The organism is Thermodesulfovibrionia bacterium (genome assembly GCA_030646035.1).
Taxonomy (GTDB): domain Bacteria; phylum Nitrospirota; class Thermodesulfovibrionia; order UBA6902; family UBA6902; genus JACQZG01.
Genome location: JAUSMY010000046.1, coordinates 112933 through 129108 on the forward strand (window position 1 = coordinate 112933; position 16176 = coordinate 129108).

Consider the following 16176-nt stretch of genomic DNA (forward strand, 5'->3'; position numbering starts at 1 on the left):
TACAATTATGTAACAATTTTGTTGTTATGTATGACAGGTTTGTGTTCTAACTGAATTTATTGCCTTGGGAATTAAAGGAGAACCTATTATGACCAATAAAGATATGGAGAATGAACGTCATCGCCTGACAGAAGATGTCCTCAGATTTATAGAAGCCGGGGTTGATGCCGATATTCCGGATTTTAATGATTACTGCATGAGGATGTTCGCCATGCACTATGAGAGCAATAAAATATTCCGTGAGTTCTGCGACGTGAAGAAGGTCAAGCCTGGCGACATCAGCCGATGGGAAGATGTTCCCATGGTCTATAACGATATGTTCAAGACGCATCTTGTTGCCTCATTTCCTCTGGAGCAGTCTGTTATGTCCTGTCTTACAGGAGGGACAACAAGCCTTACCCAGCGTGGACGCATCTTCCGGGATGAGGATGGCAAGCGCCTCGTATTTGCGGCAAACAAGATGATGACCGGTTCTTATCTGTTTCCTGATTTCGAAGATGGGAAGCGCTGCCGTATCCTTATCCTTGCACCGAGCCCGGAGCTTGCTCCGTCAATGGGAATGGCGATAGGCATGGACCAGACGCGCAGAGCTTTCGGAACGCCTGACAGTATGTTTTTGTTAGGCAAGTCAGGGATACATATCAATGAACTTTTAAAGGCCCTGCGGGAGTCTGAAGCGAGCGGAGTGCCGGTTGCGCTGATAGGAGCGACATCTGCATATGTGTACTTTTTTCAGGCATGCCGCAGAAAGAAGATGAAGTTCTGCCTGCCGCCCGGAAGCCGCATATGCGACGGGGGAGGATACCGCGGCAGATTCGGGCCTGTTAGCCGTGAGGATTATTACGGGATGGTGCAGGAGATACTTAACATACCGGAATCCCATTGTGTAAATGTTTTAGGTGAAGCTGAGACTGCGACCAACCTTTTTGACGATGCTTTGCGCCGCCACATAAAGGGACTTCCGCCGCGCAAGCGCACGAGGCCTGTGCCGCCATGGGCGCGTGTCCGGGCAATGAGTATTGACGACCTCAGCCCTCTGCCGGATGGTGAGGTCGGCCTCTTTGCGCATTGGGATCTTGCAAATGTTCCTACTGTTCTGGCAGTGATCACTGATAACCTCGGCTATACGACAGATGACGGCCGCGGCTGCGAGATGGTGGGCCGCGCGAAGATCGAGGGAGGTAAGGTATCTCCGCTGCCTGATGAGGAGGCCGCAAGCCCGATGGGAGATTCGGCCATCTTCCGTATGCTTGAGAAGTATGTGCATTTCACGATCGACCTTAAGATGCAGATGGCAAAGGACCCTAAGGTTGAACCGAGCGTGCGTGAGGAGATAGAGGCGAGGCCCGGTTCTGTCGCGTCATGCCCGCAGGTTGTTGACGAGATACTTGTAGCGCAGGCTGATGCCGAGGCAGCCGAACTCAGGGACAGATCTCTGGGCGCATTTAAGGATCAGACCGAGCGTCCTCTGGACTGGTATGCTGATGAGGAGAAGAAGCAGGTGCTTGCAGACCATCCTGCCGGTCTAAAGTCTGAGAAGCATGAGAAAGACGCTTCGAAGAATAAGGCAAAGAATAAAGAATAAAGAAAAGACACCCCTCTGTATCTCCCCTTGTAAAGGGGCGAATTGTAAATCCCCTCTTATCCAAGGGGCCAACAGTAGGTGCTTTAAGCAGGGCAGGGGAGGTTTAGGATAATGTATTTGGTCTTTATTGAACTATGAAAAAAACATTGACCATAATTATCGGTTTTGTGCATGACTTTGCTGCCGGCTGCTGGGCAGCGACTGTTCTTGCGATATATTGGCTAAGCAGTCATTCCTTTCCGGTTGAAGTCAGCGGCATAATGTTTGAACTGAAAAAGCAGCTCTTCTGGGCAGGGATAGCATGTGTTGTTATAGTTTTTGCCACAGGCACGGGCAGATCTTTTACCTATGTTGATAATGTCTACGGCAAGGATGCGGAAAAGGCAAGAAGAAGGCTGCTGATCATAAAACACGTTATCCTTATTGTTGTTTTTGGCTCCGGTATTTTCTGGCAGTACACGATGGTTTTTTGGTAGAGCACTCCTATCTTCCTAAAACATTATCAAACCACCGGTCATTTACTTGCTCAATGGTATCTGAATTGCTTAAAATAGTGACACTATGAAAAAGATAAGAAAAGTTATGCTTATTACTCCGCCTTACCACTCCGGAGTTGTTGAATCCGCAGGTGTCTGGCTGAATGTTGGTTTTGTCTATATTGCAGGGAGCCTCAGGGTTGCGGGATATGACCCGATTTATTATGATGCCATGAGCCACTGGCATGGATATGATGAGATCGGGAAGAGGATTAGAGAAGAGAAACCTGATGTTATTGGGACAACCGCTTTTACCGCAGAGATCGTTGAGGCGCTAAACCTCCTGAAGTTTTCCAAAGAGATAGACCCTAATATTATTACTGTGATCGGCAATGTTCACCCTACGTTCTGCTACGATGAGATATTCAAAGACCACCACTCATGCGTTGATTATATTGTGCGTGGTGAGGGTGAAGAGACGATGGTGGAGCTTCTGGATGCGCTTAATTCCAATGGCGACCTGTCAAAGGTAAGGGGCGTAGTATACATGGATAAGGGGAAGGTCGTGGTCAATGATTCAAGGCCGTACATACATGACCTTGACAGCCTGCCCATGGCATGGGACCTGGTCGATTGGCCGATTTATAAATACAAGGCCATGGAGAATTCCATAATGGCTATTGTCAGCTCTTCAAGGGGATGCAACCAGCAGTGCAGCTTCTGCTCGCAGCAGCTCTTCTGGCAGAGAAACTGGAGGGGCCGAAGCGCTGAGAACTTTGTAGCCGAACTTGAGCACCTGAGAGACACCTATGGCGTAAATGTCGTGATGCTTGCTGATGAGACTCCCACGCTTTCAAGAACAAGGTGGGAGAAGATACTGGATCTTCTCATTGAGAGGAAGGTAGGCGTGAAGCTGCTTCTTGAGACGCGCGTTGATGACATAATCAGGGACGAAGATATCATGTGGAAATACCGGGATGCCCTTGTAGACCATATTTATCTCGGAGTGGAATCGACCTCACAGGAGGCGCTTGATAAGTTTAAAAAGAATATTAAAGTAGAGGAATCAAAGCGCGCGCTTGACCTTATAAACTCGTATGATATTGTCACAGAGACATCTTTTGTGCTCGGTATGCCTGGTGATACTGTTGAGAGTATAAGGGAGACGGTTGAGCTTGCCAAGTTCTATAATCCTGACCTTGCGTTCTTCCTTGCAATAGCCCCATGGCCTTATTCAGAGATATATCCTGAGCTTAAGGACTTTGTGGTGACAAACGACTACAGTAAATATAATCTTGTTGAGCCTGTGGTAAAACCGAAGAATATGACCATCGATGAATTGAGGGATGAACTTGGAAGGGCGTCAAGGGTGTATTACATGCACAAGCTTGAGACCCTTGACTCGATGACCGAGAAGAAACGTGAGTTCATGATAAAGGTCATTCATATCATCTCTACAAGCTCTTACCTTGCGGAGACGATGAAGGGCACATCAATGCCTGAGGATATAAAGAAACTGCTTGCGAAACTGCACCATAAAACTTAATTCTCCCCTTGTAATTTTTCATAGATGATATATGATGTAAATAATCAAGTTGAGTATTAATTCAGATATAAAATAAAAAGGGGGAAACGCAATGAGAAAGAGATCAGGGAATCAGGGTTTTACATTGATCGAGGTAATTGTTGTTGCCGGCATAATAGCCATACTTGCAGGTGTATTGGTGCCGATGATCCTGAAGGAGATTGATGAAACAAGGATAACAAGGGCAAGTGCTGATATAAGGTCCATATCAAACGCCATACTGATATTTAAAAAAGATACAGCACAGTGGCCTGTGATGGACGGGACATGCAGCCCTAATCTGACCTTGTTAACCGGCGGCGGCAACGCTCCTGACGGTATTGGGGCCAACGGCTGGGACAACACTGCGTCCGCAATGATCGACAGTCACCTTATGTATGATGATGACGGCTGCTATAATAACTGGAATGGTTCATATCTGCCTGTTACAAGTGCTGATCCCTGGGGGAAGCAATATGTAATTAATACCGGTAATTTTGGAGTATCCGGTTCACCTGTGTGGATAATGTCAGCAGGGCCGAATGGAACACTTGACTCAAATGCAAACTCAACTTCCAGCGGCGGGGATGATATTGGCTTAAGGATTAAATAAATACACTGTCTTGTTATATAAAAAAGGAGGGGTGGATGAACCGCCCCTCCTTTTTTATTCAGATCTATATCTCTGAGTTAACTCTTCTCAGTTCAGGTATTGCCTCGAAATCTCTTCCTGCTCTCTTCAGTCTTTCCTCGTGTTCTTTTCTTATCTCCTCGATAGACTTATTATTCAGGATATACGGTGTCAGGAATATGACAAGCTCTGACTTTTTCTTATCGTGGATTACCTGCTGGAACAATTTGCCGAATAATGGAAGATCTCCAAGGAAAGGCACCTTTCTGATATTTTCAATTATCTTATCAGTGATAAGCCCTGCTATTACTATGGTCTGGCCGTTGCTCACACTGACCATTGTATCCAGCTCTCTTGTATTTATGACTGGTTTTGAGTTGTCCTCAAGCGGGGAGATGGATTCCCCGATCTTTTCAGAAATACTGGGATGGACTTGCATTGTGATTATCCCGCTGTCATTGATCTGCGGTGTAACATCCAGAAATAGCCCTACTTCATCAATCTGGGGATTCGTGTATTGAGTCAGGATTTTCCCATCAGCATTGTATGTGGTGGTGGTTATCCATGAGACTTCATTTGTAGTGAGCTTCATTACTGCTCTCTGATTATTCATTGTGGAGACTTTCGGACTCGAAAGCACATTGACCTGGCCCTGTTCCTGCATCGCATTAAGAAGGGCGGTTATCTTTTTGTTTGATAGTTTAATGCTGAAAACATTGGTATCAGGGGCAATAAGCTGAGAGAATGAGAAAAGCTCGCCGGTTACTTCTGTTCCGCTGTCCGTGGTGATTGCTCCATTGCCAGTGCCTGTGAGGAGATTCCAGTCTATGCCGAATTTGTACCCGTCATCAAGAGAGACCTCAACTATGTGTGCCTGGATCATAACCTGTTTGCTCACAGACATTTCGACATCGTTAAGAAAATCTTCTATCCTCTCCATGTTGTCTGAATAATCTGTGATATGTACAACTCCTGCAAGTTCGTTGATAACGAGTTTTTTGCCATCCTTGCCGGATTTTGCATCGCCGTCAAATATGATCATCTCAAGGCCTGCCTTCATCTCTTTCCAGAAATCAGACGTACCGGAGGTGGTTATGTTAACGTTCCCCTGTCCGGATGACGACGACCCGGTTCCGGAAGTTGAACTGGAGACAGTAGTGCTTCCGCTGCTTGTCCCTGATGATGAACCGCTGCTCGTTGACATCGACGCATTGATGCTGCTTGAAGATGCCCTTTTCCCGGTAATATAGTCGATCTTAAATGACCTTGTCTCAAGCACAGGGCTGGTTACCCTGATAAATCCCTTGTCCATCCTGAATGTGTAGCCAAGCTGTCTTGTGATCGCATAAAGCGCGCTGTTCAGGTCAAGGTCAGAGAAATCAATGGAGAGATTTCCTGTCACATCCCTGTCTGCGATTATATTAATGCCGCTGTCTTTTGAAAGGAGCAGCAGCAGGTCCCTGACATTTGCATCCCTTACGCTTAAAGAGAATAGTCTTTCCTTGGCGGATGCCGGGATCTCTTCAGGCACGGCAACAGGAGTCTCAGTCACAGGTATAGCGATTTGAGGCGGCTCCTTTAAAATCATCGTCTCTGAGACGCCTGCGATCTGATGGCTTGCACAGCCGTAGCTCAAAAGAACTGTCAAAAATATTATCGAGCAGAATTTCCTCATTTTGTTGTCTCCTTGATATCGCTTTGATTAGATAAATATATTTCTTTAATAATTCCATTGGTAGAGAGAACAACACTCTCTTTTTTTATATCCCTTATCACGCTGCTGCCTATGGCATCATTTACGCTGTAAACCCTTCCGTTTATCAGCGCATGGCTTTTACCGTTTCTTCTGATTATGCCGATAACCGTGATCTCGCTTTTGCCCTCAGTCTTTTCTATAGAGAAAGGGTCTTTCCACGGGCTGGTGTCTTTGCTGATGACAGCTCTCTCCGGAATAACGCTTTTATCATATAGTGATGTTGATGGCAATTGAGAGACGGCTTTTTTTACCTCTGTCTGAGCGGCATTCTTAGAAGAGAAAAATTTGATGTTATATGCCGCCACCAGGAAGAGAAACGCAAATATGGCAAAAATAAAATACTTATTTGAGAGCATTGGTCTCCTCTGCTGAATAAATATTTACAACCATCTCTACGGCAAGCGATGTCATCCGGTTTTGAACTTTAAGGCTTTCAATCTTTACAAGCCTCTTGAGGTCCTGAAGTTCCCTTATGAATTCGGCAGTGTTTCTGTAGTCAGAGTTAAAATTGATCTTTACGGAATCGCGGTATATTATTTTGGGCATTACACCTGAGGAGGGGAGTGCCTTCAATATCTTTCCTGTATCAAGGCTGATAAATGCCCTGTCCTTGTAATTGAATTCAATATCATCAATAGCATATCTGCTTGAGATCATGTATGCGCTTTCAATGAATTCCGCTGTGCTGCCCGGCCTGGGGAAGAGGTCATTTAGGAAATTAAGGTCTTCCTGTCCTGCCGAAGCTGTAATTTCATTGCTTACATTCATTTGTGCAATGCCGGCATTCAGCGTTCTGATAGTGCTTAATTTTGACTTCATAAAGAACGCAAACAGGATCCCTGAAACAACTATTAAGGCGATGACTGTGATAAAGGCGGGGCTGAGTTTTTTCAATTCACCACCTCATAGCTTGACCTTACCGATATAATACTTTCTTTATCTGAAGTGCTTGACGTGGCTATTGCAGGGATGGATATGCTCTTGAGCCTTTCTGAACTTTCAAGAGCTGAAAGGAATTTTGTGAGGAGAGCTTTATTATAGCTTTCGCTGCTGTTATTTATGGCTGCATCGACAGTTAATATCGCGGTATCTTTTTCTATCCGCATATCTATTTTTTCAAGCCGTACGCCAGCAGGGGTTAGGTTGGCTATATCGCTGAAGACTCCGTACAGGCTTGGACTGGCAGAAATCATATTGAAGAGAGTGTTTTTGCCGGCCCGGTATATATCGTTATCGTTTCCGGCATGTGCGGCAGTTGTGCTTATAGTAACTTCTTTGTTTTTTATATATGTCCTGAGGTCGTTTTCTGTTTTGTTGATTGATAGATAAGCTGTAATAAGTATGGCTAAATAAACAGCTGCACAGGCTGCGATGATACCGCCGAAAATAAGGTTTTTCTTCTTCTGCAGAAGAGAGGGCGGTATGAAATTGGCTATCTCCCTGTATGAGGCAAGGTTTGAAATCCCTGACAGTGCGCTGAAGGCGCCCCTGTTATTGTAAGTGTTATCAAGATCGCTGAGCAGGCTTGTTGTTATGCCGAATCCGCTTGCTATGGCATCAGTGATACCCGTCAATCCGGAGCCTATTCCGCAGACCCAGAGAGTGGAAAGCCCTTCGGCTCCTGAGCCTTTTATGTATGACGTGATTGAATTAAAAAGAACATCCACTATTTTGTAGATCTTTATCTTTGAAGCCTGCTCTTCTTTGCTCTCATCACCGGCATCGGATTCGGTAAAGTCAATTAGCAGGGGAAGTTTCTCGTAATCAATAAGGTTTCCGTTGTTTATGATGAGGATCTCAATATATCCGGCGCCAATATCTATTATTGCTTCGTTGCCGCTTGTTTCCGGCCGCAGCCTTTTAAATAACTGGATGTTGCCTTCAAGGCTGCTGGTAATTATATCAGGGTTGAGCCCGCATTCCTTAAGAAGCGAGAGGTAGTTGCTTAAGTCCTTGTTCTGCACGTATTCCAGTAAAATATTTTGTGTGCCTGATGACCTGCTCTTTTTACGCTCTGCTATCTCTCTGAACCCGAAGGTGAATTCCTCTTTGGGTAATTCCCTGACTATCATGCGCCTCAGGATCATTGATATGTCATCAGCTCCGGCGCGCGGGATCTGCTGTATGGAATGGTTGACCGTATCCTGCGGAAGGATTATGTTTATCCTGCCGTGTTTTCCTGAAGCCCCGCTTATCTCTGCTGAAAGCGTATCTTTTGCAGAGGGCAGGTCAGTTATGGCGAAATGACTGATAAGGTTTGCGCTGACGACTTTATCGTCTTTTATCTTTAAAACCCTGAGTGAATTATCTCTGAAATCTATATTTAGTGAGTTCATAGAAAATTTATTCTACAGATACCGACAGGTTATCAATATGTATGGATGACAGCCTGTCACTGATAGTTATATATGCTGACGGCCCGGCAGTTGCGGGAGCCAGAAGATTGCCTGAACTGTTTCTGTCAATATCAGCCCATACCCTTGCGATACCGATGGGGAGATTCTGTGCAAGGGCCGAACTCAGGCCGAAAATATAATTATTCTGGGGGTTGCCCACATTGCCGGTAATTGTGACAGGCGTGATAAATGTCTGGTCTGCGTCAACTCCCTCGCCGTTTTTATATGCGATGTGAAGAGTAAGGTTCGCATTAAAAGTGGTTGCAGGAGAAGTTATGTACCTGACGATAGCATTGCATGAGACAGCTGATACAGGCATGGCCTCGTTGGCATCAATGTTTATCTGTATATCTTCCGCTGTATCTATTCCACCTGCGGCGTTGTCAGAGCCGAGGCTAATTATTGTTGCTGATTCTCTTCTACTGAAGGCGTCGGTCGTGTAGCTGTATGTCAGGTCATAACCCCAGGAGTCCTTCTTGAATGACTGGGTGCTTACGCCTCCGCCCAAGTATGGGCCGAATGTCCCGTTTTCATTTGCATAGCTTATCAGGGCGTCAAGATCCGGCGGCAGTTGTCCGAGGTCGCCAGTGAATCCGAAGGAGTTTCTTGTGCCGTTGCTCATCAGTGACGGGTTGCCTATCATAGCCTCTTTAATATAAGTAAGTTTCTTCTCTGTTGCTTCGATCTCCTGCCCCTCCCATACCCTGAAAACTATCGGAACCATGATCCCGACCAGCAGGGAGATGATCGCCATTACCACGATAACCTCAACAAGGGTGAATCCCTTTTCACGCTCCGCCATTCTCATCTGCGTATGCTGCCCACCACCTTATAGAGAGGCAGGAAGAATGAGGAAATGGTCAAGAGGACTACTATCCCGAGTAAGAAGATCATTACAGGTTCAATTATAACAAATATCTTTTTAACGGTTTCAGGCACATCCCTGTCATAGATATCGCTGATGTTGAGTATTGAGGAGTCGAGGGTTCCGGTCTTTTCTCCTATCTCAATGATGTTCACTATTAATGGCGGGAAGTCGCCTGTCTTGCTGAAAGATGTACTGAGAAGTTCTCCGCCGAGCACCGCATTGTTGATATTCTCGAATGTGTCAGCGATGGATGTGTTCTTTACAACGCTCGTAGATATTTCGAGAGTCTTGTCCATGCTCATACCTGATTTAAAGAGAGTAGAAAATGTCCTGAAATACCTGGAGTGGTCAAACTTTTTTAACAGCGGGCCTATGATAGGAACTTTCAGGATGAATCTGTCAATAAGCCTTCTGCCGGAATAGGATCTGTAAGATAAATTCAGTGCAACCGGAATAGCTATAACAGCAAGCAGTATCAATGGCCAGTAATCCCTGGCGATCTCAACAGTTGATATCAAAACTCGTGTTACAAGTGGAAGCTCTGCATTCATTGTGGTAAGGACAGCCACAAGTTTAGGCAGGACAAATATAAAGAGTATGCCCATCAGGCTGAAGACAGCTATCATCACTATCAATGGGTATACAAATGCCATTCCTATCTCTTTTTTTAAATTGATCTTCCATTTTAGATATGCCATTGCATCATCAAGCACCTGATCCATATTGCCGGATACCTCTCCTGCCCTTATGAGGCTTACATAAATGTCAGGGAACAGGTCAGGGTGTTCAAGCATTGAGCCGTAAATGGATTTGCCTGATTCTATCTTATCATGGAGGATAGCCGCAGCCCTTGAGACGTTGCTGTTTGAAGATTGCATGCCTATGCTGTTTAAGCCGTCAAGCAGTGACATTCCTGAAGTGAATATCAGTTTCAAAAAATAAGTGAGGCTGAGCAGGTCGCTTTCATTAAGCTTTAAACGTGTTTTAAATTCAAAGGACTTTTTAGAAGCATTTATGAGTGTTAACCCCCTTGAGCCAAGCCTCTCTTCAAGCTCGTTCTCATTAGATGCGTCTATCTGGTCATTGATAATTTGTGACTCCTTATTTATTGCCCTGTAACTGTAGGTAGCCATCAGGATGCAGTCCTTGTAGTGCTGAGCACTTCTTCCAATGAGGTCTTGCCGGAGATGACCTTATTTATGCCGACATCAAACATTGTGCGCATTCCGCTCTTCTTTGCTGCTGCTGCGATAGTGTCGGAACTTGCCTTATTTATAACAAGCTCTTTTATGGCTTGATTCATCTTCATGATCTCGTATATAACGGTCCTGCCGCGGTAGCCGCTGTCATTGCATTTCTCACATCCCTTAGCCCTGTAGAAGACAGCTCCATCAGGGATCTTGATATCAGAACCTTCAATGAAATTAGTTGGAGGAGAATAGGCCTCTTTGCAGTGATCGCATAACAGCCTTATCAGCCTCTGTGAGATGACCGTATCTACAGTTGAAGCAAGAAGGAATGGTTCAATCCCCATGTCTATGAGCCTGGGCAGGCTTGACGCTGCGTCGTTAGTATGAAGGGTAGAGAAGACCAGATGTCCTGTGAGAGAAGACCTTATCGCAAGTTCTGCTGTTTCAAAATCCCTCATCTCTCCTATGAGTATTACATCAGGATCCTGCCTTAATATCGAACGTAAACCGGATGCAAAGGTAAGGCCTGCTTTTACGTTTATTTGCGATTGCCTTATGAGCGGCAGGTGATACTCGATAGGGTCTTCAATAGTAAAAATATTTTTATAGACGCTGTTGATTATTGATAAAGCGGAATAGAGCGTTGTTGTCTTGCCTGAACCTGTAGGCCCGCTCATGAGTATCATCCCATACGGCATGCTCAATGAATGATTCAGCGTCGCAATATCCGCTTTCTCAAAGCCCAGATTTTCAAGTCCTAATATAAGCTGAGACTTGTTGAGCAGCCTCATAACGATGTTTTCCCCATCGACGATCGGGAAGGTCGATATTCTTACATCAAATTTCATGTTTTGTCTTGAGATCATCGTGCCCCCATCCTGAGGCACCCTGTTTTCCGCTATGTTCATTGAACCCATTATCTTTACCCTTGAAACGATCGCAGACAATAAACTTTTCGGCAGGTACATCGCATGGCGAAGCCGCCCATCGATCCTGAACCTGACCCTTGTGCCCCTGGTATCAGGCCCTATATGGATATCTGTTGCGCCCATATCAATGGCAGAGAAGATAATGTTTTCAACAAGCCTTACAATAGGCACCAGAGATACATCAACCTTGGTTCCGGCGGTCCGGTCTTCTGAACGGAGCGCTGTTGTGCTTTTCCTTACTATATCTTCTATATCATCAGGGATATCTATCTCTTCTTTCTGCTCGGCAGTATCGCCGGTATGCGACATGGATAGTACTTTAAGAAGGTCTTGCTGGCTTATAAAGCCTTTACTGAAGAGGATAGCGCCTATAAGCTCCCCGGTTTTTTTCTGCTCGTCAAGCGCAATTTTCAGCTGCTCTTCTGAGATGAGGCCGGTCTCTATCAGGCGTTCGCCTATCTTTTTGTAAAACGGCATAATTGGTTAACCTGCCTTTGTATAGTAATAAGATACTATTACATTATAACCAATTATTTCTAAGATGCAATAGAAATTTGGAAGCTGATTTTTGAAAAAACCGGTAATCGATATATTGATGAGTGTCAGCTTTGTCAGTTCTTTTTGAGCCGTTTACTGTCTGTCATTGTTACTATGATATAAAATGCGACCAGGAAAGTTATTGTGACGGCAAGCGCGCCTGTCCATCCTAACAGGTCAGGCAGGAAAATATTACTGCCGGTGATCTTTATTCTTGAAGACATGAAAGGCATCCACAAACCAACCGCAAGCATTGCGCCTAATATTGCAAAGAAATGTTTGATATGTCCCTCGGCTGACCGCCGGAGAATTCCGACTACTCACCCGTCTGACAGCACCATGCCGAATCCGAATATCATGCCGCCTATTATGCTGTGCAGCCCGGCAGGCATTACGAATGTTGAGGCCGGTTTTAATGAAGAAGCTTTGATAATGCTGAAACCGATAACGCCTATGATAAGGCTTATTATCACTCCGCGCATCATTTCATAATTCCGTGAAATGAACAAGTCCCGGAACGCTGATGAAAAACCAAAGGAGGCGCGCTGAAATACCAATCCAAATGCCATACCGAAGATCAATATGCCTGCGAGGCTGCCTTTGCCGTTTACAGAGTAGGCCACGATAATTATAGAAATTAAAATGATGACAAGAAATCCTATTAAAGGTGTTCGTGATAAAGATTTGTTATTGCTGACACAAGATGCCGGGCTTCCTTGCTTCTTTGATAACAGGAGTTTACCACCGAGATATCCGCCTGCGATCAAACCAACCATCATGTAGAACCCGCTTAATGACAGAGCCATGATCGATGAAAAAAAACCACCGACAATACAGGAGCCTGCGATCAGGCTGCCGATTCCCATCAGCACACCGCCTGTGAAACTTTTAGAACATTCACCTGCACCGGATTTCGTAATTTTAAATTCTCTTGAAAGCAGGGCGCCGACCAATGCGCCTAAAAACAAGCCGACCGTTATAAGGTTCTTAATATCATATTGCGCCGGTTCCAGAGGACCCCATGGTGATTCAATATTTATACCTGCAAGCTTGTAAGTCCAAATTCCCCATGTCCCCATTGCGGGATACACAGCTCCCAGCGGCATTAAATATATAAAGAAGGCGATGTTGAGCAATCCCAACAGCACACCGCCAACCCACTTGGGCCATTGTTTCGTAAATAATTTATTATACATATGTATTCAGAGCCTCCTTTGTTTTATTTCTATTGTTTCTACCATAAAAGTTATGGACTCTTATTAGTATCTTTCAGGATCTCCGCCTTTAATTCATCGTATGTAACAGTGCCGTTCTGCACGATGAAACGATCGTTGAGCATAACAGAAGGGCATGGCGGCGGATCTTTTTCCATCCAATATTCATTGGATGACTTTTTAATCACAACAACATCTACGCCGAACTCTTGATTTGCCTTCCAGGCAACCTGAGTGTTCTGCTGTCAACGAGTACCCATCGGTTCGTTTACATATAGCTTAATGGTGTTTTTCATTTTCATTTCCTCCTTTAAATTGTGTAACTAAAATTCATATCTCATTTGCCAGTAAATATTATCGTTCTTATCCAACTGCCCGAACTGATTCCATTCTTCTCCGCCTCCGAAGATATTTGCTCCAACCGCCGCCCATATGGAATCGGAGAAGTTGTACTTAACCTCAGGGTTTAAGAGGTAATCGCTGTCAGTCGGGCTGTAGAAAGAGAAGAGGGAGAGCCTTAGGGTTTGATGTATCAAAAATTGTGTCAGCCTCACAGAGGCAAGATCATGCAGCTTATTCTCGTGCGGAAATCCGGCAGGGAGGTACTTCTCGTACTCCGGATATTTGTGCATATATTCGCCGTAATATTGAAGACCGATGGTAAAGTCTTCCCACATCTGTCTCTGGAAGCCGACAAGGAATTTCGTTTGTGAATTTGGCATCATCGGGTCTGTGCCGTCACTATCCTGTCTTGAATCGTAATATCCCGCCTCAAGGCTCAGGACACCATCCAATGCTCTCCCCTGTAAGCTTGCTCCATAAACAGATAGTTCAGGGTAAAAGAACTCGATCTTTGTCGGAGCAGTCATGCTGTCCGGAAGCATGGAAGGCTGTCTGGAAAACCCGCGATAAAAATACAGAGACGCATCAAAACCTGAAACATCACGATATATCCTGAATGCAACTTCAGTATTTTCAAGAGTTGCGGTTGGCTCTTTCTCCACACGATTTGCAATAGACGGCATCGGGTCGAACATGTGGAATCTCTTCTGCTCAGGGAAATTGTTCGGTTCAAAAAATGGAACGATAACCAATTCCGCAGAGGCAAAGGATGGATACACGCCGATCTTTATACCATCGACACCTTTTTTTAAATACTCCATTGGCCTGCCTGAGAAGAACGCCTCATAGTCTTTTGGAAATACATCGTTTATAAAAATCAAATCTCCAAGCCCCCACGTGATGACCTGTCTGCCAAGCCTCATATCCCACATGGAAGAAGTGTAATCAACATATCCTTCCCTTAACTCTATTTCGGCTTCTTCATCAACATGGTCATAAAAGGCGTCTGTCTTCAGAAAGAGATGGAATGCTTCTTTATTCGCATCAAGTTTGATCTGCAATCTTTCCTCAGCCCATTTGAAGTCCTTGCCGTCAGGATTTGATGAGTTGGTGTCTACAGAATAGTTTCCCTGTAAGAAGCCATGCAGTGAAATATCATCTGCTGTTGCAAACGATGATGATAGCGCAAAGAAAAAGCACGATACGAAACAACCGATAAAAAATCTGTTTTTATTTTTCATTTTGCGCCTATACTGATTTGTCTGCCCGGATACAAACAAAACCCGCATCTTTTACCAATCTGTTATTTGCAACTTCTTTCCCAGGCTTAACTGATGGAGGCTGACATAATGTTGACGAATACGAATCAACTCTCAAGCCTGCCTTCTCTATCATCTCTTTAACTTCATTGACGCTATAAAACTTTGCATACTTGTATATAGAGTGTCCTTCTGCTTTTTTTCTCGCATACAGCTGACCCCATAAACTTTCCTTGTTTATTATCCCGGCGATAAGCCCTCCGTTTTTCTTCAAAACCCTTTTTGCCTCAGAGATCACCTTCTCAGGATTTTCCACAAAGCAGAGCGTAAACAGTATAAATACGCCTCCAAAAGATTCATCTTTAAAAGGCAGTTTATCTCCTGAAGCTGTCTCGGCCTTTATCCCGCGCATCTCCGCTATCTTTAAAACTTCTTTAGAAGGATCAATGCCGTACTCAATACCCAATGCTTCTGCAAATCGTCCCGTTCCTACTCCGATTTCGAGGAAGGGATGTTCAAGTCCTTTCATCAAAAGCCTTGCTGACGCGGCCTCCAGTTCAAAAAGCACTTTGCCTTCCGCACTATCAAACCACTTATCGTAATCCCCGGCATGCTTGTCAAAGGCTTCAACATCAGAACTCATTCCACCCACTTCTTCGGCGGCTGCTTTAAGAATCGTTCGCTGAACAGGCTGTCTTCTATCCCGATGTTGTAATCCGTTTTCGTATAGGTAACCTCTGTCCTGTGTCCGCTTGCCAGGTTTTTCATCGCTCTCTTTGTGATTGTCGGAATACCTTTAACATCTTGTATTTCATCAGCGCTGAAGACTCTGTAGAGTTCGCCTTTTTTGTCATAATACTCTTCTTTCAGCGGCAGGAAACTGACCTTGTCAATCCATGAGAGTTTGTAACTGTAATCAACATCCTGAGCCTTTGGAGAGCTTTTTATAACATAGCACTCTTTTGTATCAAGTCTTTCCTCTTTTGCAATAGCATGGTTATCATCTTCCACATCCCGTCCCGAAACATCTTCATATGTAAAATCAGAGCCGACAAAGCTTGAGCTTTTGTCCTGCGCGGCAATCCGTCGAACCATGTTGATCGCAGGCACAAAGAGCCACCTGTCATCGTCTTTAGCAGGGAATTTGTAAACCATGAACGTCATGTCTTTCACGTCAGCAGGCTGATAGAAGTACATGAAATATTTCTGCTCTCCGCCAGACGCGCCGTAATTCTTTCTCAGCATTGTAAGTTCCCTGACTCTCTCCTGTCCGCTTTTGCTGATAAGCTTCATCATGACCCTTGCCTTGAAATCCTTGCCTTGATAGAAGAAAGCTTCCTGAGATTTTTTAACAGCTTCCTCCGCAGTCAGGGCAAAGACATTTAACGGCATTAACAGTACAACCAATAACATCAGATATCGCTTCATT

The 16176-nt window shown here is 44.8% G+C and carries 17 protein-coding genes; 4 read left to right on the forward strand and 13 right to left on the reverse strand.

Features of this window, described 5'->3' with window-relative positions; genetic code table 11:
* The first annotated feature begins 88 nt into the window (after positions 1-88).
* The 4 genes from Q7U10_07425 (at position 89) to Q7U10_07440 (ending at position 4238) form a co-directional block, all read left to right on the forward strand.
* Positions 89-1585: an acyl-protein synthetase gene (locus Q7U10_07425; protein MDO8282437.1), complete on the forward strand. Its 1497-nt coding sequence runs from the start codon at positions 89-91 to the stop codon at positions 1583-1585.
* A 134-nt stretch (positions 1586-1719) separates the two neighbouring features.
* A complete protein-coding gene (locus Q7U10_07430; protein MDO8282438.1) occupies positions 1720-2061 on the forward strand; it encodes a hypothetical protein in 342 nt (113 codons plus the stop codon).
* A gap of 85 nt (positions 2062-2146) precedes the next feature.
* Positions 2147-3607: a radical SAM protein gene (locus Q7U10_07435; protein ID MDO8282439.1), complete on the forward strand. Its 1461-nt coding sequence runs from the start codon at positions 2147-2149 to the stop codon at positions 3605-3607.
* A 91-nt stretch (positions 3608-3698) separates the two neighbouring features.
* Complete coding sequence (locus Q7U10_07440; protein MDO8282440.1) at positions 3699-4238, forward strand: type II secretion system protein GspG; 540 nt, start codon at positions 3699-3701, stop codon at positions 4236-4238.
* 64 nt (positions 4239-4302) lie between these two features.
* On the opposite strand, the gene Q7U10_07445 is transcribed toward Q7U10_07440, so the two are convergent.
* The 13 genes from Q7U10_07445 to Q7U10_07505 form a co-directional block, all read right to left on the reverse strand.
* Positions 4303-5931: a secretin N-terminal domain-containing protein gene (locus Q7U10_07445; GenBank protein MDO8282441.1), complete on the reverse strand. Its 1629-nt coding sequence runs from the start codon at positions 5929-5931 to the stop codon at positions 4303-4305.
* On the reverse strand, positions 5928-6368 hold the full coding sequence (locus Q7U10_07450; GenBank protein ID MDO8282442.1) for a hypothetical protein: 441 nt from the start codon (positions 6366-6368) through the stop codon (positions 5928-5930). The genes Q7U10_07445 and Q7U10_07450 overlap by 4 nt, the downstream gene beginning before the upstream one ends.
* On the reverse strand, positions 6355-6906 hold the full coding sequence (locus Q7U10_07455; GenBank protein ID MDO8282443.1) for a hypothetical protein: 552 nt from the start codon (positions 6904-6906) through the stop codon (positions 6355-6357). The genes Q7U10_07450 and Q7U10_07455 overlap by 14 nt, the downstream gene beginning before the upstream one ends.
* A complete protein-coding gene (locus tag Q7U10_07460; GenBank protein MDO8282444.1) occupies positions 6903-8348 on the reverse strand; it encodes a hypothetical protein in 1446 nt (481 codons plus the stop codon). The genes Q7U10_07455 and Q7U10_07460 overlap by 4 nt, the downstream gene beginning before the upstream one ends.
* 7 nt (positions 8349-8355) lie before the next feature.
* Complete coding sequence (locus Q7U10_07465) at positions 8356-9210, reverse strand: prepilin-type N-terminal cleavage/methylation domain-containing protein (GenBank protein MDO8282445.1); 855 nt, start codon at positions 9208-9210, stop codon at positions 8356-8358.
* A gap of 2 nt (positions 9211-9212) precedes the next feature.
* The gene (locus tag Q7U10_07470; GenBank protein ID MDO8282446.1) at positions 9213-10409 is read right to left on the reverse strand and encodes a type II secretion system F family protein; all 1197 of its coding nucleotides are present in this window, start codon (positions 10407-10409) and stop codon (positions 9213-9215) included.
* Positions 10409-11872, reverse strand: a complete 1464-nt coding sequence (locus Q7U10_07475; GenBank protein ID MDO8282447.1) for an ATPase, T2SS/T4P/T4SS family — start codon at positions 11870-11872, stop codon at positions 10409-10411. Before Q7U10_07475 ends, Q7U10_07470 begins: the two co-directional genes overlap by 1 nt.
* Before the next feature lie 134 nt (positions 11873-12006).
* A complete protein-coding gene (locus Q7U10_07480) occupies positions 12007-12156 on the reverse strand; it encodes a hypothetical protein (protein MDO8282448.1) in 150 nt (49 codons plus the stop codon).
* A 96-nt stretch (positions 12157-12252) separates the two neighbouring features.
* Complete coding sequence (locus Q7U10_07485) at positions 12253-13128, reverse strand: YeeE/YedE thiosulfate transporter family protein (GenBank protein ID MDO8282449.1); 876 nt, start codon at positions 13126-13128, stop codon at positions 12253-12255.
* Positions 13129-13178: 50 nt separating this feature from the next.
* Positions 13179-13304 carry a hypothetical protein gene (locus Q7U10_07490; protein ID MDO8282450.1) on the reverse strand — a complete coding sequence of 42 codons (126 nt, stop codon included), beginning with the start codon at positions 13302-13304 and terminating at the stop codon, positions 13179-13181.
* Positions 13305-13469: 165 nt separating this feature from the next.
* Complete coding sequence (locus Q7U10_07495; protein MDO8282451.1) at positions 13470-14729, reverse strand: hypothetical protein; 1260 nt, start codon at positions 14727-14729, stop codon at positions 13470-13472.
* A gap of 7 nt (positions 14730-14736) precedes the next feature.
* Entirely contained in the window at positions 14737-15390 is a 654-nt protein-coding gene (locus tag Q7U10_07500; GenBank protein ID MDO8282452.1) for a methyltransferase domain-containing protein, read from the reverse strand.
* Complete coding sequence (locus Q7U10_07505) at positions 15387-16175, reverse strand: outer membrane lipoprotein-sorting protein (protein ID MDO8282453.1); 789 nt, start codon at positions 16173-16175, stop codon at positions 15387-15389. The genes Q7U10_07500 and Q7U10_07505 overlap by 4 nt, the downstream gene beginning before the upstream one ends.
* Position 16176 lies beyond the last annotated feature (1 nt).